The organism is Candidatus Hydrogenedentota bacterium (assembly GCA_013359265.1).
GTDB lineage: Bacteria > Hydrogenedentota > Hydrogenedentia > Hydrogenedentales > SLHB01 > JABWCD01.
Genome location: JABWCD010000005.1, coordinates 265,776 through 286,336 on the forward strand (window position 1 = coordinate 265,776; position 20,561 = coordinate 286,336).

Annotated in this window: 18 protein-coding genes; 8 read left to right on the plus strand and 10 right to left on the minus strand. The window is 59.9% G+C overall.

The genetic code is table 11. From position 1 onward, the window contains the following. The first annotated feature begins 119 nt into the window (after positions 1-119). The 3 genes from HUU46_06480 (at position 120) to rnhA (ending at position 2,231) form a co-directional block, all read left to right on the plus strand. Complete coding sequence (locus HUU46_06480; GenBank protein NUM53270.1) at positions 120-1,124, plus strand: substrate-binding domain-containing protein; 1,005 nt, start codon at positions 120-122, stop codon at positions 1,122-1,124. Positions 1,125-1,132: 8 nt separating this feature from the next. Then, complete coding sequence (locus tag HUU46_06485) at positions 1,133-1,729, plus strand: ankyrin repeat domain-containing protein (protein ID NUM53271.1); 597 nt, start codon at positions 1,133-1,135, stop codon at positions 1,727-1,729. Between the two features lie 64 nt (positions 1,730-1,793). Next, the gene (rnhA, locus tag HUU46_06490; GenBank protein NUM53272.1) at positions 1,794-2,231 is read left to right on the plus strand and encodes a ribonuclease HI; all 438 of its coding nucleotides are present in this window, start codon (positions 1,794-1,796) and stop codon (positions 2,229-2,231) included. Between the two features lie 410 nt (positions 2,232-2,641). On the opposite strand, the gene HUU46_06495 is transcribed toward rnhA, so the two are convergent. Then, on the minus strand, positions 2,642-2,782 hold the full coding sequence (locus tag HUU46_06495) for a hypothetical protein (protein NUM53273.1): 141 nt from the start codon (positions 2,780-2,782) through the stop codon (positions 2,642-2,644). Positions 2,783-2,857: 75 nt separating this feature from the next. On the opposite strand from HUU46_06495, the gene HUU46_06500 reads away from it, so the two are divergent. Beyond that, a complete protein-coding gene (locus HUU46_06500; protein ID NUM53274.1) occupies positions 2,858-5,620 on the plus strand; it encodes a PAS domain S-box protein in 2,763 nt (920 codons plus the stop codon). Between the two features lie 36 nt (positions 5,621-5,656). Then, complete coding sequence (locus HUU46_06505; GenBank protein NUM53275.1) at positions 5,657-6,820, plus strand: D-alanyl-D-alanine carboxypeptidase; 1,164 nt, start codon at positions 5,657-5,659, stop codon at positions 6,818-6,820. A gap of 8 nt (positions 6,821-6,828) precedes the next feature. Here HUU46_06505 and HUU46_06510 read toward each other — a convergent pair whose 3' ends face one another. From HUU46_06510 to kdsB, 8 genes are all read right to left on the minus strand, one after another. After that, a complete protein-coding gene (locus HUU46_06510) occupies positions 6,829-7,467 on the minus strand; it encodes a ribulose-phosphate 3-epimerase (protein NUM53276.1) in 639 nt (212 codons plus the stop codon). Positions 7,468-7,493: 26 nt separating this feature from the next. Next, positions 7,494-8,627 carry a PASTA domain-containing protein gene (locus tag HUU46_06515; GenBank protein NUM53277.1) on the minus strand — a complete coding sequence of 378 codons (1,134 nt, stop codon included), beginning with the start codon at positions 8,625-8,627 and terminating at the stop codon, positions 7,494-7,496. Continuing rightward, positions 8,519-9,853, minus strand: coding sequence for a 16S rRNA (cytosine(967)-C(5))-methyltransferase RsmB (gene rsmB / locus HUU46_06520; GenBank protein ID NUM53278.1), 1,335 nt, complete (start codon positions 9,851-9,853; stop codon positions 8,519-8,521). Before rsmB ends, HUU46_06515 begins: the two co-directional genes overlap by 109 nt. Beyond that, positions 9,850-10,794 carry a methionyl-tRNA formyltransferase gene (locus HUU46_06525; GenBank protein NUM53279.1) on the minus strand — a complete coding sequence of 315 codons (945 nt, stop codon included), beginning with the start codon at positions 10,792-10,794 and terminating at the stop codon, positions 9,850-9,852. Before HUU46_06525 ends, rsmB begins: the two co-directional genes overlap by 4 nt. A gap of 25 nt (positions 10,795-10,819) precedes the next feature. Beyond that, on the minus strand, positions 10,820-11,167 hold the full coding sequence (locus HUU46_06530) for a YbaB/EbfC family nucleoid-associated protein (GenBank protein ID NUM53280.1): 348 nt from the start codon (positions 11,165-11,167) through the stop codon (positions 10,820-10,822). 82 nt (positions 11,168-11,249) lie between these two features. Further along, on the minus strand, positions 11,250-12,830 hold the full coding sequence (locus HUU46_06535) for a sodium/solute symporter (GenBank protein ID NUM53281.1): 1,581 nt from the start codon (positions 12,828-12,830) through the stop codon (positions 11,250-11,252). Continuing rightward, positions 12,827-14,026, minus strand: a complete 1,200-nt coding sequence (locus tag HUU46_06540; GenBank protein NUM53282.1) for a hypothetical protein — start codon at positions 14,024-14,026, stop codon at positions 12,827-12,829. Before HUU46_06540 ends, HUU46_06535 begins: the two co-directional genes overlap by 4 nt. Further along, positions 14,023-14,781: a 3-deoxy-manno-octulosonate cytidylyltransferase gene (kdsB, locus tag HUU46_06545; GenBank protein NUM53283.1), complete on the minus strand. Its 759-nt coding sequence runs from the start codon at positions 14,779-14,781 to the stop codon at positions 14,023-14,025. Before kdsB ends, HUU46_06540 begins: the two co-directional genes overlap by 4 nt. Positions 14,782-14,975: 194 nt before the next feature. Here kdsB and HUU46_06550 point away from each other — a divergent pair, with 194 nt between their 5' ends. The 3 genes from HUU46_06550 to HUU46_06560 all read left to right on the plus strand — a co-directional run bounded on the left by HUU46_06550 (position 14,976) and on the right by HUU46_06560 (position 19,766). Beyond that, a complete protein-coding gene (locus tag HUU46_06550) occupies positions 14,976-16,034 on the plus strand; it encodes an exo-alpha-sialidase (GenBank protein NUM53284.1) in 1,059 nt (352 codons plus the stop codon). A gap of 591 nt (positions 16,035-16,625) precedes the next feature. Beyond that, a complete protein-coding gene (locus HUU46_06555; protein NUM53285.1) occupies positions 16,626-18,554 on the plus strand; it encodes a trypsin-like peptidase domain-containing protein in 1,929 nt (642 codons plus the stop codon). Between the two features lie 195 nt (positions 18,555-18,749). After that, complete coding sequence (locus HUU46_06560; GenBank protein NUM53286.1) at positions 18,750-19,766, plus strand: alpha/beta hydrolase; 1,017 nt, start codon at positions 18,750-18,752, stop codon at positions 19,764-19,766. On the opposite strand, the gene HUU46_06565 is transcribed toward HUU46_06560, so the two are convergent. After that, positions 19,718-20,551, minus strand: a complete 834-nt coding sequence (locus tag HUU46_06565) for an endonuclease/exonuclease/phosphatase family protein (GenBank protein ID NUM53287.1) — start codon at positions 20,549-20,551, stop codon at positions 19,718-19,720. The genes HUU46_06560 and HUU46_06565 overlap by 49 nt on opposite strands. Positions 20,552-20,561: the final 10 nt, after the last annotated feature.

The following is a 20,561-nucleotide window of genomic DNA, read 5'->3' on the forward strand; positions in this document are numbered from 1 at the left end:
CTAAGGGACACGAAAAGTGCTGGTGCGACTATCCTGTAATTTGCGTCGGCGCAGGTAAGTACGGGTAGCGCCTACTTGTGGCACGGTTTGAAATCACCGTTGGAGTCGAGGGGAGAACAATGAAAAAGACGGCTGTAGTTCTGCTGTTTGCGTTTGTGCTGATTTTGGGATGCGGACCGGAGCAGTCGAGCGCGCCGGTGACGGCCACCGAGAAAGCGGGTAGTGGCGAAGCGCCGACTGCGAAGAAGGTTTTCAAGATCGCGTTTTCGCAGTGTAACAGCGCGGAGCCGTACCGGACGGTGCAGAACAACATATTCAAACAGAACGTGAAGAAATATGAGGGGGAGATTGAGTTCGCGATTCACGATGCGCAGCAGGACAATGCCCGGCAGGTGAGCCAGATCGAGAATATCATTCAGCAGGGCGTGGATTTGCTGATCGTTGCGCCAAACGAGGCGGCGCCACTCACGCCCGTTGTGAAGAAGGCGCATGACGCGGGCATCAAGGTGATCTGTCTCGAACGCGATTTGGTTGAGCCGGTGTACGACCAATTTGTCGGCGCGGACAATGTGAAGATAGGGGAGATGGCAGGTCAGTTCGTGAAGGAATATTTGGAATCCAAGAAGGTTGAAGCGCCGGTCGTGGTTGAGATCAAGGGACTGCTTGGAACGAAACCGCAGGAGGAGCGTCATGACGGCGCGCGGAAATTCATTGATACCGTACCCAACGTCAAGGTGATTGAAGAAGTGGGCAACTGGTTGCAGGACGAGGGCCGCAAGCGCATGGAGACGCTGCTGCAGGCCAATTCGAAGATCGACGTGGTGTACGCGCACAACGATCCGATGGCGATTGGCGCGTATATCGCGGCGCGCGATGCCGGGCGCGATAAGGAGATGATCTTCGTCGGTGTGGATGGCCTTGGCGGGCCGGACGGGGGGATCAAGAAAGTCATGGATGGCGTGCTGGCGTGCACGTTCATCTATCCGCCGTGCGCGGCGGAGGCGCTGGATTTTGCCGTGAAGCTGTTGCGGGGAGAAGAGGCGCCCGCGCGCGTGATTCTCGATCCTACGAAAGTCGCGCCGGAGAATGCCGGTGAACTGTACGAGAAGGCGACGGTTGAGTAGGTGCGACCGTGCGAAGGAGTGAAGGTGGGGAAGACGGAGATTCGCTGTGGCGTGGTGCGGCCGGGTTGCGAGGCGGATTCGTAACGGCACTGCTAGCGATTTGGCTTTCGGGATGCCAGCAGTCCATTCATGATGCGGGGCTGAAGGGTGACGTTGCGCTGGCGCGACGAATGCTCGATGCGAAGCCCGAGTTGCTCCACGCGCGCAATACGTTGGGCAAGACCGCACTCCACCAATCGCTCACCGGCGGGAATGACGAGATTGTCACACTGCTAGTTGAGCGCGGCGCTGACGTGAACTCGAAGGACAATACGGGACTCACCCCGCTTCACGTCGCGGCGTGGTGGTCGGTTACCGGACGAGCGGGCATTCTGCTGGACCACGGCGCGGACCTCGCCGCGACGGACGCGTTTGGTGACACGCCGCTGCACCTTGCCGCGATGCACGGCCGCGGGCTGATGTGCAAATTCCTTATTGAACGCGGCGCGGCTATCGATGCCAAGAACCTCGATGGCCGCACGCCGCTCGACCTGGCCAAACTCCATCGTCAGGAAGAACCGATCCGCGTAATCGAGTATTTTCTGGCCCATCCGCCTACCCGCTAAGTTTCTACCGCGCTGTACCGGCGCCGCCGCGGTTATTGATATGCTTAGGCTCGAAAGGCAAACAATGCGTGCAAAGGTCGAAATCTATACCGACGGCGGTTGCCAGCCTAACCCGGGGACGGGCGGTTGGGGAGCTATCCTGCGATATCGCGACAAGGAGCGCGAGTTGTCCGGCGCGGAACCGAATACGACGAACAATCGAATGGAACTGACGGCGGCGGTGCGGGCGCTCGAGGCGTTGACGCGTCCGTGCGAGGTCATCATGCACACGGATTCCGAATACTTGCGAAACGGTATCACGTCGTGGCTGCCGTCGTGGAAACGCAACGGTTGGAAGCGCAAGGAGGGCGCGTTGAAAAACGTGGACCTTTGGCAGCGGCTCGATGAACTTGCATCGCAGCACCATATCGACTGGCGCTGGGTGAAGGGCCACGCGGGTCACGAGTTCAACGAACGTTGCGACGAATTGGCTACGGCGGCAATTGCTACGCTTCGGGGATAGTGTCATGAATCCGCGATTCGTTCGAAGAGTCGAACGCCTATAGAACTTGTGCAGGAGTTCGAAAGCGGTGCGCTTTCAGCGCGCGGTGATAGGGGCTTGGACGATTTCCAGGGGCGATGCCCCTGGCTAGGGTTGCGTTGCGCCTTTGGCGCGCGGGACGACTTGCGCATTTTCGGAGTCGCACGATTTAGAGCACGATTACGAGTACGAGCACGATTACGAGCTAGAACAACGATTACGAGTACGAGCACGATTTAGAGCACGATTACGAGCACGAACGCGATTACGAGCACGAGCACGATTTAGAGCAAGAACACGATTACGAGCAAGAACACGATTACGAGTACGAGCACGAGCACGAGCACGAGCACGATTTCGAACAAGAACACGATTACGAGCACGAGCACGATTTAGAGCACGATTACGAGCACGAACGCGATTACGAGTAAGAACACGATTACGAGTACGAGCACGATTACGAGCACGGGCACGATTTCAAACACAAGCAGATTTTCGAGCACGATTACGAGCACGGGCACGATTTCAAACACAAGGCAGGTTTTCGAGCACGATTACGAGCACGAGAAACGGTGCGAATTTCAAACTCATGACAAGAGGAGGGCATCATGTCGACACGCCACCGAATTCGTCTACCGCTCTATCTCGTCCCGATCATGTTCGGACTGTGCGGGATTTTGATTTCGTCGCAATTCGTGGATGATCCCGTAGTCCGGAGTCTGGTTATCTTGTTTTCGGTGAGTGTGCCGTTATTCGCGGTCGGCATGCTTGTCGCGCGGCTGAATGTATCGGGGGCGCAGCGCGCGGCGCTGTTCGTGGGGGTCCTTCTGCTCGCGGTGGGCGCGCTGGTCTCCGTCGCGTTGTTGGGCGATCAGGTGATTCAGCCCCCGCTCGATTCGCCGATGCCGCCGTGGGCCAAACAGGTGGGGCGGTGGCTTGGTATTTCCAGCCTCATCGTGGGTTTGTTCGCGATCGTGTTCATACTCTCGCGCCGCGAAGAGCAGATCGAGGTGATCGGCGAACAGTTCCGATACCTCGCCGATCACATGACGGAAGGTTTCATCCTCACCGGGGCCGACGGCACGATCACGTTGGTAAACGACGCGCTGCTGAAGATGACCGGGTTGCCGGCGGACGAGTTGATCGGCAAGAGCGAGGGGGAGTTGGCGGAGCGCTATAAGCTCGATCCGTTGCTTTCGCGGGTTGCCCACCGCTCGCAGGGAGTGGCGTCGGAATACCGTCTCCCGTGGGTGCGCGACGGAAAGGAGTTGCAGTTGTGGATCAACGGGACTCCGTTGTTCGATTCGCGGGGCCGATTCGCGGGCAGTCTCGCGACGATCCGTGACGTAACGGAACAGCACCAGATGTCCAAGCGGCTTGAGCGTTATGCGCAAGGGTTGCAGGACCTCGTGGAGGACCGCACGGAAAAGCTGTATCAGTCAAGGCAACGGTTACAGGACCTTCTCTTTCACATGAACGAGGCGTTCGTTACGCTTGATCGCGAATATCGAATAACGTTCGCGAACGAACGTTTTTGCGATCTTGTCGGGATCGCCGACGCGGATTCGGTCCTGCGCCGGGACTTGTTTGAGTTTGTGGAATCTTCGGATCGGGGCCGGATGCTCGAACTTTTTCCGCCGCGCGGATCGAGCGAAGTGAAACGTCCCCCGCACGAATTGACATTACGCACGGTGGCGGGCGCGCCGCTTCACGTAGTAGCGTCGACAGCCGCGGTCGAACCGGCGCCGGACGCGGAGGACCGTTATTCGCTGGTGATGACGGACATTGGGGAGTTGAAGCGTATGCAGCGGCAACTCGAGGCGCGCGCGGCGGAGTTGGAGGAAGCGAACGCCGAGTTGCGCATGCTCGATCGCGCGAAGGACAACTTCCTGAGCACGGTCAGCCATGAGTTGCGAACTCCCTTGAGCACGGTCCGCGGATATACGGAGATGCTGGAAAGCGGCACGCTTGGGGAGTTGCAGGCGCAACAGGCGAATTCGCTGAAGGTGATGTCGCGCAATCTCGAGCGGCTGGGCGGACTGATCGACGAAATCATCGAGTTCAGCCGGATGCAGGTCCGGGGCGTCGTTCTCCATCAGACGCTTTTCTCCGGCGAGAAGTTCCTGGCGGAGTGTGCCGCGTCGCTTGCGCCTCAGGCGCAGCTCCGCGATCTGCACATTCGCGTGCATGCGTCGCCCGACGCGGCGCTGCTTTGGGGGGATCGTCACCGCCTGATCCAGGCGATGACGATCCTGCTCTCGAACTCCGTCAAGTTCTGCAATCCCGGCGACATTATTACGCTGACTTCCGAACGCAGGGCGGGGGGCATTATCGCAATTGGGGTGTCGGATACCGGGATCGGGATCGATCCGTCGGTCCAACGCCGGGTCTTCGACAAGTTCTACCAGGCGGACAACTCGCGATCGCGGCGGTACGAGGGCGCGGGTATTGGCTTGGCGATCGCCAAGGCCATCGCCGAGGCGCACGGCGGTCACATCGACCTCCAGAGCGCGCCGGGAAAGGGGAGCACCTTCACCATCATTCTGACGCAGGCGAGTTTCGCCGCGGCCGATCCGGGAGATTTGCCGACTGTCGCTTCGGAAAAACGGATTCTGCTGGCGGTCGCGGACGGCGAGTTTGCTGCTGGTCTGCGTGGCGTCCTTGAGTCGGCCGGCTTGTCAGTGAGCGTGGTGACAACGGGCATGGCGTGTATTCGCGCGGCAAACCAGGATGCGCCGGGGATCATCCTGATGGACGATCTTCTGCCGGATATCGGTGGCGTCGAGGCGATCGCGCGGCTGCAAGACGGAGGCAGCCTGGAGAATGTATCGGTGCTGCTGATGGCAGGTGACGACCTGTTGCCTGGGCGGGACGATCCGAATATACAGAGCGTTGCGTCATACTTAATGAAGCCGTTTACGGCCGAAGAACTGTTGGTTGCGCTGTCGCACACGCTGAACATTCCGGTTCAGCAGCCGTCGCGGACCCTTCGGAAGAAGCTCCGCAAGGCGTCGACCCCGACCGCGCTGGTATTGAGCACGGATCGTGAACTCCTGGATTGGGCGGGCTCGGCGCTGCGTGCGCGGCAGATGCGCTGCGTGGCGGTCCAGTCGCCTGAGGAGGCGCGCGACGCTGCGACGAAACATAATATACAAGCCGTTGCTGTTGAAGCGGATACGGCGGAGTCGGCCACCCTGGATTTCCTGCATTGTGCGCGGGAGATTGCGTCGGAGCATGGCGCGCAGTTGACGATCTTGAAGTCCGACGAGGACTCGGGTAGCCGGGTGGACGGGGAGCGGGTCATCGGGTTACCTTGCACGGCGCGAGAGTTGGCGGAGGCCCTTTCCATTTCGGGAGAAGTTGTGGCATAATCCGCGGCATTGACCACAACCTGTAGAGGCTAGGCCATGCGAAGAATACAAGTTGTTGCGTGTCTGTCACTAATTTTCTGTTCTACTGCGGCGTTTTCGCAGGACGGCGCCCTGTCGTGCACCAATTACATTACGGTTATCGCGGAGAACGGATTGGTCGTCGATGAATTAAACCCCGACGAACGCCGCGCGCCGGCCAGCATGGTCAAGCTCATGCTGATCTTGATGGTCGCGGAGGGTCTCGATCAGGGGTTGTGGACATTGGAAACTCCGATCAATGTCAGCTTGAACGCGCAGGGGATGGGCGGAACACAAGTTCAAGTCAAGGCGGGCGATGTATTCACGTTGGAGGCGATGATGCGGGCGGTTTGCGTGGCCTCCGCCAACGATGCGGCGTACGCGATCGCAGAGGAATTGTGGGGCAGCGAGGCGAACTATTTGCTTGCGGCGAACGCGCGCGCGAAGGAATTGGGCATGAAAGACACGACCGTCCGAAGCGTGCATGGTTTGCCGCCGTCGGATGGCGAGTTGCCGGACGAGACGACGGCGCGCGACCTTGCCATTTTGTCGTGTGCATGCGTCTCACATCCGCAGATCATGACGTGGGTCGGAATGAAGGAGCTTGTGTTTCGTCCGGGAGAGAGCCCGAAGGCGAACACGAACAAGCTGCTGTTGCGCACGGCCGGGTGCGACGGATTGAAGACGGGGTACACGCGGGCGGCGGGATTCTGCCTTACGGCCACGGCGGTGCGGAATGACGTCCGGCTGATTACGGTCGTGATGGGATGCCCGCGGCTGAAGGACCGATTCGACGTTGCGAGCAAGTTGATGGAAGACGGGTTCAGCAAAGTTCGGCGCGTCAGGCTGCTTGCGGCGGACACGCTCGTCGACCCGGCGATAACGGTCCGAAACGCCAAACAAACTACGCTTCGGCTTGCGCCGGATCATGACGTGTGGATTACGGCGAAGGAGACGGATTTCCCGCAGATGACGTTTGAGACGACCACGCCGAAGCTGTTGCAGGCGCCGCTCACGGAAGGACAGCATGCGGGATCGGTTAAGGTCAAACTCGCGGGCCAGGTGCTGGGCGAGACGCCCCTGCGGGTGCCGATGGCGATCGAGGAGCCGTCGTTGCTTTGGAAATTGACCCATCGCGTGCAGGAGAAGGCGGAAGAAATCCAGCCCGCGATCGGCGGCTGAGCGGAACGCTACGCGCCGGCGTTGCGAAGCGTATCAATTGCATTCATGTATGAGGCGCTTCGATAGACGTAGGAGCCGGCGACCAACACGTTTGCGCCGGCATCGATGACCGTCTTCGCGGTTTTGTCGTCGATTCCGCCGTCCACTTCGAGATCGCGGTCGCCGATCATCGCGCGGACGTATTGAATCTTGCGCACCATTTCGGGGATGAACTTCTGTCCGCCAAACCCCGGGTTGACGGTCATCACGAGGACCATGTCCACGGCATTGACGACAAACTCGATGTCGTCGTGCGGCGTTCCTGGGTTGAGCACGATCCCGGCTTTGCAGCCTGCGTCCTTGATTTGCGTGATGACGCGATGGGGATGTTTTGCCGCTTCGATATGAAACGAGATGATGTCGGCTCCGGCATCGGCGAACGCGCCAATGTATTCCTCCGGATTTGCGATCATTAGGTGGACATCCATCGGCACGGAACAGTGCGCGCGGAGCGCAGCGACCACCGGCGGACCGATGGTGATGTTCGGCGTGAAATGTCCGTCCATAACATCGATATGGATCATGTCCGCGCCGCCGGCGACGACGGACTTTATTTCTTCGCCGAGGCGGCTGAAGTCCGATGCGAGAATCGAGGGGGCAATCTTTATCGTGGGTTGCAGGGTGCTGGCCCTTTCTAAAAATCGGTGATGGACGGCGGTTTGTTGCCATCGTACACGTATCGCCTGACGAGGGTGCCGTCGACGAAAACTTCCGCCGTCACGGTATTGGCGTAGACGAGGTCTACCAGCGCGCTGTACTGAGCAGGGACCTTCCCTTCGAAGGCGAGCCGGACTTCGCCGAATTCGTCCTTTGTCGTGATACGCACGTTCTGCGTTCCGGCATCCTTTGGCACGGTGTATCTCAATTTGATGCGGTACCCGGTGTTTGGTTCTTCTTTCTCCTGACGTACGTCGACGACGACGGTGCCGCCTTCCGGGATTTCCTTGCCATATTCGGGGTTTTGCTTGAGGACGACACCAAACTCGGCATTGGTGTCGGTGCTGTTCACGGGCACCATCTTGAGCCCGAGCTCCGTCAGGCGCGTTCGTGCGTCTTCAATTTTGAGACCGACGAGGTTCGGAGCGAACAGGCCCGGCGCGGCGGCCGCTGTCTGGGTCTCGCTGAGCATTAGCGACACGGGTGAGCTTCGCGCGACTTTCTTTCCGGGGATGGGGTCCTGCCCGATGACGGTTCCGGGCGCACCTGCGCTGGGGACGTGCGCGACGATCGGCGCGAGGGTCAGCGTGGCACCCTCGATTGCGGCGCGGGCCTGCTCTTCCGTCTTGCCGCGTACATCGGGGACCACTACCGAATCCTGTCCCTCGCTGAGAGTCACAAAGACGCGGCGTCCCGCGCGGACGACGCTGCCGGGTTCCGGGCGTTGCAGCATGACGTAGTCGCGTTGAATCTTGTTGCTCGGCATCGGCTTGGATTCGCCGTAGGAAAGGCCGGCTTCGTCAATCTTTCGGCGGGCTGTGTCCTTGTGGTTGCCTTGAACTTCGGGAACGGTGACGTATTCCTGGCCGACACGTTCCGCCGCGTCGTTTGCGACGGCTTCATTGAAAACGTAGAAGCCCGCGACGCCCATGATCGCGAGGAAGATGATGACGGCGACGCTCCATTTCAGGCTCCACCACGCGAAGCCGAAAATGAAGGTGGTCAGGCGGAGGACGATTTCCGCAATCGCATCAAGAAGAACCCGTCCATACTGCCGCTTTCGGGTAGGGTCCGATACGTTCCCGGACTTATTTTCCATTCGTTCAGCCATTTGGCTCCATCTTCAAACGCGAACCCGCGGAGGGATTCGGCGAATTCGCGCATGCCCAGCGTTTCTTCGCGCGTGAGCGTACACACGGAATACACAATACGGCCGCCATTTTCGCAGAGTTGGGCGGCGGCCCGCAATAACTCGCGCTGAACGGCGGCAAGGCGAGTTGCGTCGTCCGGCCTGGCGCGCCACTTCAAATCGGGGTGGCGGCGCAATGTGCCGAGACCCGTGCAGGGGGCGTCCAGCAGTACGGCATCGAACCTGCGTCGAAAGCACGGGCGCGAGCCGTCCGCACAGATGGCGCGAACGCTTGAGGCGCCGAGGCGTTCGACGTTCTCGACAATGTGCGTAATTCGGTCAAGCTGCGCATCCGCGGCGACGATTGTCGCTTTGTTCTCCGCAATCTGTGCGAGGTGCGTGCTCTTACCGCCGGGCGCCGCGCACATGTCCAATACCCATTCGCCGGGCCGGGGTTCCACGAGATGGGCCGGTAGCATGGAAGCGGGGTCTTGAAGCATATACAGACCTTGATGAAAGAGCTTGGAGCGTAGGACGGGCCCTTCCAGAACGGTAAGTTCATCCGGGATCGGCGTTGTTTTGGTTAGAAGGCATTGGGCCTGCTCGAGGCGGGTCTTCAAATCTTCCGGCGAGGTATTGAGAGTATTTGCACGGATTGTGGTAGGCGCCTGTTCGGTCGAGGCCGCGCACATGGCGGTGGCCGTTTCGATGCCGACGAGATCGATCCATTGTTGCACGAGCCAATCCGGCAAGGAATAGCGCACACCGAGATGCCGCACGATGTTGTTCGCCGCATCCGGGAGCGGCACATCTTCGACGCGTTGCGGAACACGCTTCAAGACGGCGTTGGTCAGGCGTGCGGTGCCGGGGTGTCCACGTTTCTTTGCGAGGTCGACGCTGGTGTGGACCATGGCGGGGAATGTGACCTGGCTGCAGAAGAGCGCCTGAAACACGCCCATGCGCAAGATGAGGTGGATAGGACGGGGTAGTTCCGTGATCGGTTGTTGAAGCAGCCGGCCGAGAATGTGATCGGCCAGGCGCTGGTGACGGACCGTGCCGTAGACCAGTTGTGTCAGGAAGCGATTGCCGCGGTCGCCGAGCGATTTGCGGCGCAGCGTCTTGTCGAGCGCGTCGGTGAGGAATGCGTTCTTTTCGGAAACGCGCAGCAGTACTTCGATGGCGGCGTCGCGAACGGGATCGACGCTCACGTAATCGTCTCGAAGCGTTGGCCGGGTTGAACGGGATGGCCGCGCAGGAAGTCGGCTACTGGCATCGCGCGTTTGCCGGGCGCCTGGATGGTGAGTATCGCAATAACGCCGCTGCCGGTGGATACGTGGACGCGATCCTTCAGAACTTCCAGGACCGTCCCGGGGGCATTGCTTGACGAATCGGACGAATCGGACGCAATAGCGGTCCGCAGGATTTTTACGGTCTCGTTTTCGAGCACACAGTGCGCCGTTGGCCAGGGTTGCGCGGCGCGGACGAGGCTGTGAATTTCGCGCGCGGATTTCGACCAATCGATCTGGCCGTCGCGCTTTTCAATCAGACGGCAGTAGGTTGCGCGCGAATGATCTTGCGGCGTGAATGTTGCGGTGCCTGCCGCGACGCGATCGACGGCTTCGCGCAGCATTCGGCCACCGAGTTCCGCGAGACGGTTTGTAAGAGTCTCGCCGGTATCCGCGGGATCGATTGCGACGCGCTGTTGGAGCACGATATCGCCAGCGTCCATGTCCATGGTAAGGCGCATGATCGTTACGCCGGTTTCGACTTCAGCATTCATGAGCGCGGACTGAATGGGAGAGGGCCCGCGATAGAGCGGCAGCAGACTTGGGTGCATATTCAGAATGCCGTGCGGCGGGACGTCGATAATGGGTTGTTTGAGGATGCGCCCGTAAGCCGTTAATGCGCAGATGTCCGGGCGCTGGCCGCGCAACCATGCCTCGAAAGAGCCGTCGTTTAACTTTACCGGTTGATTCACGGCGATGCCGCGATCGACGGCCCAGACTTTCGTTGGGGGCGGAGTAAGGCCCTTGCCGCGTCCCGAGGGACGGTCGGGTTGGCAGACGACCGCAGCGATATCGTGCTCCTCCGCAAGCGCCGCGAGGGAGGGTACTGCGAGTTCGGGTGTACCGAAGAATACGATGCGCACGGGCGCTCCGATTCAAGGGCGGGTGCTAGGACGTGATGCCGGGAATGTCGATGCCCTTGGTCAATTCGCTCATCCGCTCGCGGATGAGTTCCTGCACGCGGTCAACGCCTTCATTCACGGCGGCGCGAATCAATGTCTCGAGCATTTCGGCTTCTTCGCGGTTCACGATCTCGGGATCGATGGTAATGGACTCGACCTTGCACTTGCCGTTGATTACGACTTTCACCATGCCGCCGCCCGCGGACGCTTCGACGGTCTCGTTGGCAAGGGAGTCCTTCATTTCCTCCATCTTGTTTTTCATTTCCATGGCCTGCTTCATCATGCCGGCCAGGTTTCCCAGGTTGCCCAGTCCTTTGGGTAGCACGTTCAACATCTCCGAATGGTTAGAGAAAAATCCGTTTGAATGAGGCAGATCATATACTTTCGCCGATGGCGACGGCAACGCGACGCCGGCGCTAATCGAGCGGCGCGTGGTCTTGTGTCCAGATTGTGAGGTTGGTCAGGTTGCGCTTGCGCGCTGGCAGGATGCGGGCGAGCAGGTAGCCGACGGTGAACATGACGACATTGCCGACGATACCGGTGTAGTAGCCGTCGAAGTTGCGGTTTATTGACGCTGAGAGGCCTGCCGGTAGCCAGCCGAGGCCGTTGAGTGAAATGAGGAGCGAAAAGGCGACGGCGAAGGCAATTCCAATTCCAACGGCGCGACCGTCGCCGCGCGTGGTGAAGAAGCCGAGCATGTAGAGTCCGAGCAGGCCGCCGGCGGCGATGGACTGGAGTTCGGTCCAGACGTCCTGCAATGTCTTTTGTTCCGATGCGAGCAGCCAGAATGCGCCGGAAACCATGATGAGTGAACTTGCCAAGGTGACCCATTTTGCCGCGAGCACGTAGTGTTTGTCGTCTCTGTCACGCGCCCAGAGGCGTTTGTAGAAGTCGGTGATTGCGACGGCGGAGATCGAATTCATTGCGCTGGACATGCTGGACATGGCGGCGGCGAGCACGGCGGCGACGACAATTCCCGAGAACCCGGCGGGCAGTTGGGTGGTGATGAAGTAGGGTAGGATTTCCTCTCCCTTGCGTGCGCCGGTTAGCATCTCGCTGGCCGCGTCGTCGGGGAACACGTGGTAGAAGGCAAAGAGACCCGTCCCGACGAACATGAAGTACAGCCAGGTCGGCACACACATCCAGCAGCAGACCCACATCGCGTGGCGCGCGTCTTTGGCCGTTTTTGAGGCGCAGTACTTCTGAATGCTCTCTTGGTTTGTACTGTATTCCGCGAGCCATTGGAAGAGGCCGACGAGCAGGAGCATGAGGATGGTCTTGTGACTCAAGGCGAATCCCCAGTCAATGGGGTGCAGCGTCTGCGTGTCCGCGCGGTATTCGCTGAGGCCGAACTTGCCGTGTTCCGCGCCGATGGAGAAGATCTGGCCGACGCCGTCGGGCAGCCTCCAAATAATTGTGACGAGAATGAGCAGGCCGCCGACGGTAAGAATGACGGACTGGACGAAATCGGTCCAGATTACGGCCTCGATTCCGCCGACGACGGTGTAATACGCGGTGACGGCGCTGCCGACGAGAATGCACGTAGCCGGCGACCAGCCGGTCACCTTGTTCATCAGCAGCGCGGTCAAGTACTGGATCATCGCGAGGCGGATGCACTGGGCGAGGACGAATACGGTTGCGCCATAGGTGCGCGTGCGCGGGCCGAAGCGCCCTTCGAGATATTCGAAGACGGAGGTGATCTTGCCGCGGCGGAAGAAGGGAACGAACCATCGCGTGGCGATGAACACGCCCACGGGCAGCATGATGCAGATGAGGTAGCGGAGATAGGCCGTTTTGTACGCATCCGCGGGATAGGCCACGAACGTAATTGAGCTGATGGTCGCGCCAAACAGCGATACGCCGATCAGCCAGCCCGGGTAGGAGCGGCCGCCGACGAAGTAGTTCTCCGTTGTGATCGCACGACGGGAAAAGTAGGCGCCCATGAGGGTCATCGCGGCGAAGTACGCGACGATTACGGCGAGATCGATGAAGTTCATCCGAGGGCGTCCAGCATCCGCGCCCGGCTGAGTGGACGCACTTCGCGGACGATCCACTCGCGCATGGCTTTGCCTTGTTCGGTTTGCTGCGGGTAGGACATGAACTGCAGGTCGAGTTTCAATTTGTCCGCAACGCGCGCCGCGATGAGCGGCCACACCACGCCGAGATCGGCGATGATCGCGGTGCTGCCTTCATGCCGCGCAAATCCGGACATTTCCATACGGAAGGGCACCTTGAACATTTTTGTTTTGGGCAGGCCGTCGGCGATTGCGTCCTGCACGGCGCCGCCTTCTTTCTCGATGCGGCAGATTTCGGCGAGCGCGGGATCGAGATCGATGCGTACCAGTTTCTTCCCTTCGAGGCTGTAGGCGAAGTGCCCCTGCCACGCGGACCAGAGTCCGTGGCCGGTGTAGAGTTCGAATGGCCCGTCGTGAATTTCCTGTGTGAGCGCGACGGCGGACTCGATAATGATGTCGGCGGAATCAAGCACGCGGGCGAGGCGCGCGGCGCGCTGCGACAGGGGCACGCTGTCGCCGATGCATAGGCCGGTCATTCCACCGCCGACGAGTTGCGGAATGGTCACAATCACCGGCAATCCCTTGCGCGCGCCGATCCCAATCATGGTCCTTTCGTCCGCACCAAGCCCGGCGACTTCTTCGAACGTTTTGCCGTGAGACCGCGCCAGGGCGAGAATCTCGACGGAGAGCTTTTCCATCCACAGGCCCATCGGGTAGCCGAGATTTCCGGCGGCTTTTATGATGGTTTTTCCCGTGGCCTGTTCGAGTTTCGCTATAAGGTCCGTGTCGACCGGGATGTTTTCCAGAATCTCGGCGAAGGTTTCCGGCGCCATTTCCGTCAGTTCGAATTCGCCGCCGCGCGGCAACCAGGCAGGGTCCACACCGAGCGGTACGCCCGCGCAGCGCTTCACTTTATCCAACGTGCCGCCCATTTCGTGTGCTATGACCGCACTGCTTGTGGACACGCCGTCGATCACGCCAAGGCGCATCAACTCTGCGATGAGGGTCGTGACGCCTTCGTGGACGTTTGGCCCGCTGCCCGTGACGACGGCGACCTTTCCTCCCCGCTCCTTTGTGGAGACGATCGCATCCGCGGTGAAATGGACGCGTTCGCGGGTTACCGGGTCGAGACCGCTCTCGAGCGCGGCGAGGGCGTTGCGGTCAAGCGCGATGCTCATTCGAGACCCCGTTCGCGCAGCATGGTTTCGGCGCGCAAGAGGTCGTCCTCCGTATCCACGCTGAACCCGCTGAAGGCATTGTCGTGGACCTTTGTCTGGATGACCCTGATCACGTAGCCGTGTTCCAGCACGCGCAGTTGTTCGAGCGATTCGATTCGTTCAAGCAGTGTGGGGGGGAGCAGGGAGAGTTTGAGCAGGAAGTCTTTACGATAGACGTAGAGACCGACGTGTTCGAAGACGTTGTGATCGACGTTTTGCCGCGGGTACGGAATGAGCGAGCGCGAGAAGTACAGCGCGTCGCCCTTGCGGTTGGTAACGACTTTTACCACCGCGGGATCGTTCAGGTCTTCTTCCCGCGCGATTGGGTGCATGAGCGTGGACATCTGTAGTTCCGGCTCATCGAGCAGGGGCTGCACGGCTTCGTCAATCATCAGGGGATCGAGGAAGGGCTGATCGCCCTGTACGTTTACGACGATATCGGCGTCGATGTCGAGCACCGCCTCCGCGAGGCGGTCAGTGCCGCTGGGGTGATCCGGCGACGTCATGACGTAACGCCCTCCGAACGCTTCGACCACGCGCGCGATGCGCTCGTCGTCGGTCGCAACGGTCAATGAGGCGAGATGTTTCGCCAACTTCGCGCGCTCGTACACACGCTGAATCATCGGTTTAGCGCCGATGGGCTTGAGCGCTTTTCCTGGCAGGCGCGTTGATCCGTAGCGTGATGGAATTATCGCCGCCACTTTGGGTACGGTCATGGACAGATTCCTTCGGTCAAGGTAATGGGCACGGATGCCGCAAGATACTGGGTGGTAATTGCTCCCCACAAGGACCCGAGCGATTCGGCGTCCCCTCATCCACAGGAATCGTATAACGCAAGGCGCTGCGAGATCGAATGATTGATATACTGGGATTTCCATTAACCTACCGTGCATAAGGGCTTGGCAAGAATATGAGTGCAGTTCGTTTCGCGTCGTTAGTGGCGCTCCTGGTCTTCACAATTGTGAGCGGTCCTGCCTTGGCACAGGATATGTATCAGAAAACGAAGCCCGATATTGTCATTTATGATGGGAGCTATCCGGGGTGGCCATGGATTACGGCTGGGGCCAGCGGCACGCTGTACTGCGTGTGGCGCGAGGGAACGGTTCACGACTACTCCGCCGAAGGGCGGATCATGCTGGCACAAAGCTCAGACAAGGGCCGCACGTGGACGGAGGCGAAGGTCATCATCGATGAGCCGAACGTTGACGATCGCAATGTCGCGATTGTCGAGCTTCCCAATGGCGAGTTGCTGGTGACGTACAACACGTACACCGAAGCGAGAGAGTCGTTGGCGATGATGTCCAGGTCGAGCGACGGCGGCAAGACATGGGCGAAGGCGGAGTCGATTGGAGTTCCAAACTCGCGCACGCGCGCGGCGGCAGTCGTCCTTTCGAACGGCGATTTGTTGCTGCCGCTTTACACTGCGCCGGGTAACGGCGCGATCGCGGCGCTATCGTACAACAACGGCAGGAACTGGGAATCGATCGCGATTCCAAATGCGGACGGCTTCCTGGGCGACGAATGGACGGCACTCGAGGTCGAGCCGAAACGAATCATCGGAATTTCTCGAAATAACGTTCCGCAGTCCGACGGCTTTTTCTGGTTGGCGGAGAGCAAGGACCGGGGAAAAACCTGGTCCGCGCCGGTGAAAACGAATGTGCAGAGCGAGCGCCACCCGTCGCCGGCGCAGCTTTGCATGCACAATTCGACGCCGACGCTCGTATTCAGCGACCGGCGTATGGTCTCGGTAGCGGCCGTGAAGTCGAGCGATCCCGGGTTCGCGGCCTGGGATGTTGGGCAACGGTTCAAGGCGTACCAGTACAAACCCGATGCCGCCCCAATTCCGGACGGAAGCTATCCGTGTTCGGTACAGGTGACCAGCAAGATTCGTCTAATTGTCGACTACGAGATAGGGGAATCCGGCGGGAAGATTACGGGGTATTACTGCACCTTTCCGGAGAATTGGTGATAGCTGGTGTCCCGTGGCAACAGTCCAAATTCGGCAATTTGTAGCGTCCCGCTCTCTGTGGCGGGCGCGATTTTGGGCCGAACTTCGCCTCTTTGCGTTTCGCCCGGCGCGGAGACCGGGCGCTACAGAACTTTCGCCACCGGCTGATAGCCAACTGCTTGCTGTTTAATCGCCTCTCCGCGTTTCGCCCGGCGCGGAGACCGGGCGCTACAGAACTTTCGCCACGGGCTGATAGCCAACTGCTTGCTGTTTAGTCGCCTCTCCGCGTGTCGCCCGGCGCGGAGACCGGGCGCTACAGAACTTTCGCCACGGGCTGATAGCCAACTGCTTGCTGTTTAGTCGCCTCTCCGCGTTTCGCCCGGCGCGGAGACCGGGCGCTACAGGACTTTCGCCACGGGCTGATAGCCAACTGCTTGCTGTTTGGCCATTTATAATGATTCGAGCCTTTCGTGATTTGTAATAGGACCGCGATCATCCGGTACACTATGTAGAGCGATGCAAGCGAGGAATGGTACCCTGTTTGCGCTCGTCGCACCGACGACCGGGAAGGGCCAAGGGCAGTCCATATGCCGCGGCCGGAGGATGGAAGTAATGCGTCTCTATCTCGTGGCGGCATGCGCCATTCTGGCCGTAATTTCCGCCGCGAACGCTGCTGACGAATGTTCCGGTTGTTCCAAGGAGCCCCAGTTTCCCGAAGCGCAATCCCTTCTCGAATCTCATGGCTATTCGCGTTCGGAGTATTCCGTTCTCATGTCGTGGAGCGAGCGCACGCACGACGGCAGCGACCGCTTTGTTACAGGATTTCACGTCAAGGGGCCGGATGGGGCGACCTTCGATTTATACAGCGACGGCGACGACAGGGTCTTTTCGAAAGAGGACGTTAAGGCGCTCGGTATCCGGGAAAAGAAGTGGGACCTGCCGCCCGTAGAAAAATTTGGGGAGGCGCCGCCTGCGGTGGCGCGGCTACTACCTGAGAAGCCTGTCCCGACCGGTGTCAGCAAATCGATTGAGCCGCGTGGAGGCGCGGTCCTGCCGGAAATCGATTGGGCGCGTGTATCGCGTGAGGACGCGGAGAGCGAAAGCTTGGGGAAACCGACGCGCATCGGCGTACTGCTTGATCTGGCCGCGCCCGCAGTCGTGCTTGGGGACAATGTCTCGACAGGCGAGTGGTCCCCGGTTGACGGCGGCGGCTCGTTGTGGTCTATCGAGATACTGTCGCCCGACGCGCTCGGCATGCGGGTGCATTTCTCCGAGATCGAGTTGCCGTTGGGAGCGCGCGTGGTGGTCTACAACGGGTACGACGCGAACGAAGCGTACGGCCCGTATTTCGGCCCGCCACCCGGCGAGACCGACCTGTGGAGCGCAACCGTATTCACGGAACTGGTCGTTGTGGAATGCTTTGTGCCGGCAAGCGCGGATCGCAACGCGGTGCGACTCACGATAGATCGCGCGACGCACAACTACGTCCCGTTCGGCAAACTGGCGATGGCGAAAGGCGCGGGTGCGTGCGAGTTGGACGTTTCGTGTTATTCGTCGTGGGCGTCTACTTCCGCGGGAGTGGGAGGAATCGGGAGCGTCGGCCAATCCGGCAGCCTATGGTGTACCGGAAGCCTTCTTGCCGACACCGATTCGTCGACGACAATTCCTTATTTCCTCACTGCGAACCACTGCGTTGGTTCGCAGAGTTCCGCTTCCAGCATAGAAGTGTATTGGCTTTACCAGACGAGTTCGTGCAACGGGTCGGCGCCCAATCCATCGAGCGTGCCACGTACGACCGGCGGCGCGCAATTGCTCGCGACGACAAATGTTAATAGCGGTACCGACTTTGTGTTGCTCCGCCTGAACAACAATGCATCGAGCGGCGCAAGTTATCTGGGTTGGGCGAGCGCGGAGGCGGGGATTGGAACACCGACGGTGTGCATTCATCATCCGAGCGGCGACTATAAGCGGATTTCGTTTGGGGACATTACGAATGTGGCCGAATCGCTCCTGGACTCGCACCCGCGAAGCAGGTTCCACCAAAGTACGTGGCGCGTCAACCTGGGCGTGACGGAGCCCGGGTCGTCGGGTAGCCCGCTCTTCATCGAGAGCACGCAACAAGTGATTGGCCAACTGTGGGGCGGGCCGTCGTACTGCGGCGTCCCAGCAAGCGGGCGGCTCGACTACTACGGACGGTTCGACGTCAGCTTCCCGTTGATCGAGCAGTATCTCGATCCGGATACCACCATCAGCGGCGGCATCGAGGTCACTCGGCCGGAAGCGGGCATCTCGTGGGCGAAAGGACGGGAACGAAAGATCAAGTGGACGTCGACGGGCAATATCGGGGCGAAGGTGCGTATCGACCTCTATCAGGGCGGCGCGTTCGTTATGAACCTGAAAGGCCAGACCAATAACGACGGGCGTTGGAAATGGGCCATACCGCTCTCACTGTCGCCCGCAGCGAATTACTTCGTGCGCGTGTCGTCGGTGGCAGACGATACGATTTTCGACAATAGCGACAACTTTGAGATTCGGAATTAGGGGTGCTTGACGGGCGGGGGCCAAGGGACCTAAGGGACGCAAGTGCCGGGGGGGGCGCGATCGGTTGTTTTGAGAGCAGGACGATCACGAATACGATCGAGAGTCCGAGATTATGGCCTCGTAGTTGCTGTAATTGCCCTGACACCGGTATCGATTTTTGAATATGGAAACGGGTAGGTCGTCACGTCGAATGAGATGAAATCGCCTACTTACGCGACGCAGAATGAGTCCGGTCGACCCATCACGCTGCTGGTGCGTGGGAAAGCGCAGCCTGCCAAGACGTTCGCAATCCTTTTGATTCTTGCGGTGGGCGTTTTGGGTTGCCCACCGGGAACGCTTCCAGGCAACACGGTTGCGGTGACCCATGACGTGGAGTACGGATTGGGTTATGTCGATGAGGCGGGCAAGGGTTCCCCGTCGCTCGAGCCGCTTCTTATGGATGTATATACGCCGGAGAATGCTGAAGGACTGCGGCCGGCCGCAATCATCATGCACGGCGGCGGGTTCGTCGAGGGTGACAAAGCGGACGAGCGCATCGTCGATTTCGCGACGTACTTTGCGGCGCGCGGCTTTGTTTGTTTCGCAATCAATTACCGGCTCATTCAAGACAACCCACCGGCCTCGGACCTTTGGGGTGCGCTGTTGTTTCCCTCGGCGGTGCACGCCGCGATTGTAGACGCCAAGGCGGCGGTACGGCATGTGCGCAAGCATGCGGGCGAGTACGGTGTGGATGCGAACCGGATCGCGTTCATCGGCGAATCGGCGGGGGCGATTGCCGGCGCGGCCGTGGCAGTGACGGATGCCGGCGATTACGCGGCGGATGGAGAGGGCTATCCTATTCCATCGGAGAATGCGCCGAACGCATCGCCGCGCGTGCAGGCGTATGTGCACTTGTGGGGCAATGCGGATCACGTGTTGGGCGAAATTACGCGTGACGATCCGCCAACCATGATTGTGCATGGGGAAGAGGACGATGTGTTTTTGACGCCGTTTGCAGTAGCGGAGCGGTTTCACCTTTTCCTCGAATTGCAGGGGGTGCCGCACGAGTTTTACGCGGCGGAGAATTTTGGGCACGCGGCGTGGAACTATCGGCTGCGTGGAAAGTCGCTCGAGCGGCTGACGCTGGATTTCTTGAACGAACACCTATTTGGAGTCAAGACATCTCACTTGATGGAAAGCAGTCCGAATACCGGGAAGTGGTCCGACGGATAACGCCCCTTTTGATTGAACGTGACCGTTTCGCATCGCGTCACGTCAATTGGCCCTCGCGCCAGAATCCAGTCGATCCGGCGGTCTTGACCCTCCTCGGGCGCCTTGAATCCGCTCCACGTAATTGCGGGGCCGGCGCGTTCCACGGCGGAAGTCCACGCGTCGTTGAGACCGGCTGCAGTCAGAATTGTATATGCCTCGCTGTTACCGGCCACCGAATTGAAGTCGCCGGTTAGAATGATCGGCGCATCGGCGGGGAGGGCCGCGATCCAGTCGCGGAGGACCTTTGCGCCGCCCTGACGGGCGGGTTCGCTCTTGTGATCAAGGTGCGTGTTGAGGAAGTAGAACGACTGCTTCGATTCCAGGTGCTGAAACTTCGCCCAGGTCACCATGCGGCGGCAGGCCGAATCCCACGAAACGCTACCGACGACGCCGGGAGTATCCGATAGCCAAAAATTGCCGGACTCGATCGGCGCCAGCGATTTGTGTTTGTACAGCACTGCCATGTGCTCGCCGCCGCAGTTGATTTCGCGACCCACGCCGAACCATCGATACTCGGGCAGTTCATCGACGATGTATTCCGCCTGGAAATCGAGGCATTCCTGCGTGCCGACTACGTCGGGGTCGTATGCCTTAATTGCGCCGGTCACGATTCCTTTGCGTTTGTCCCAGTGGTTCGGCCCGTCGTTCGCAGTGCCGTAGCGCACATTGAAACTCATGATTTTGAGCGGTGTCGCCGCGCCGGCGAGGATGGGGAGGAGGAGGAACGAGAGTAGTAGGCGGAGCATTGCGTCACCT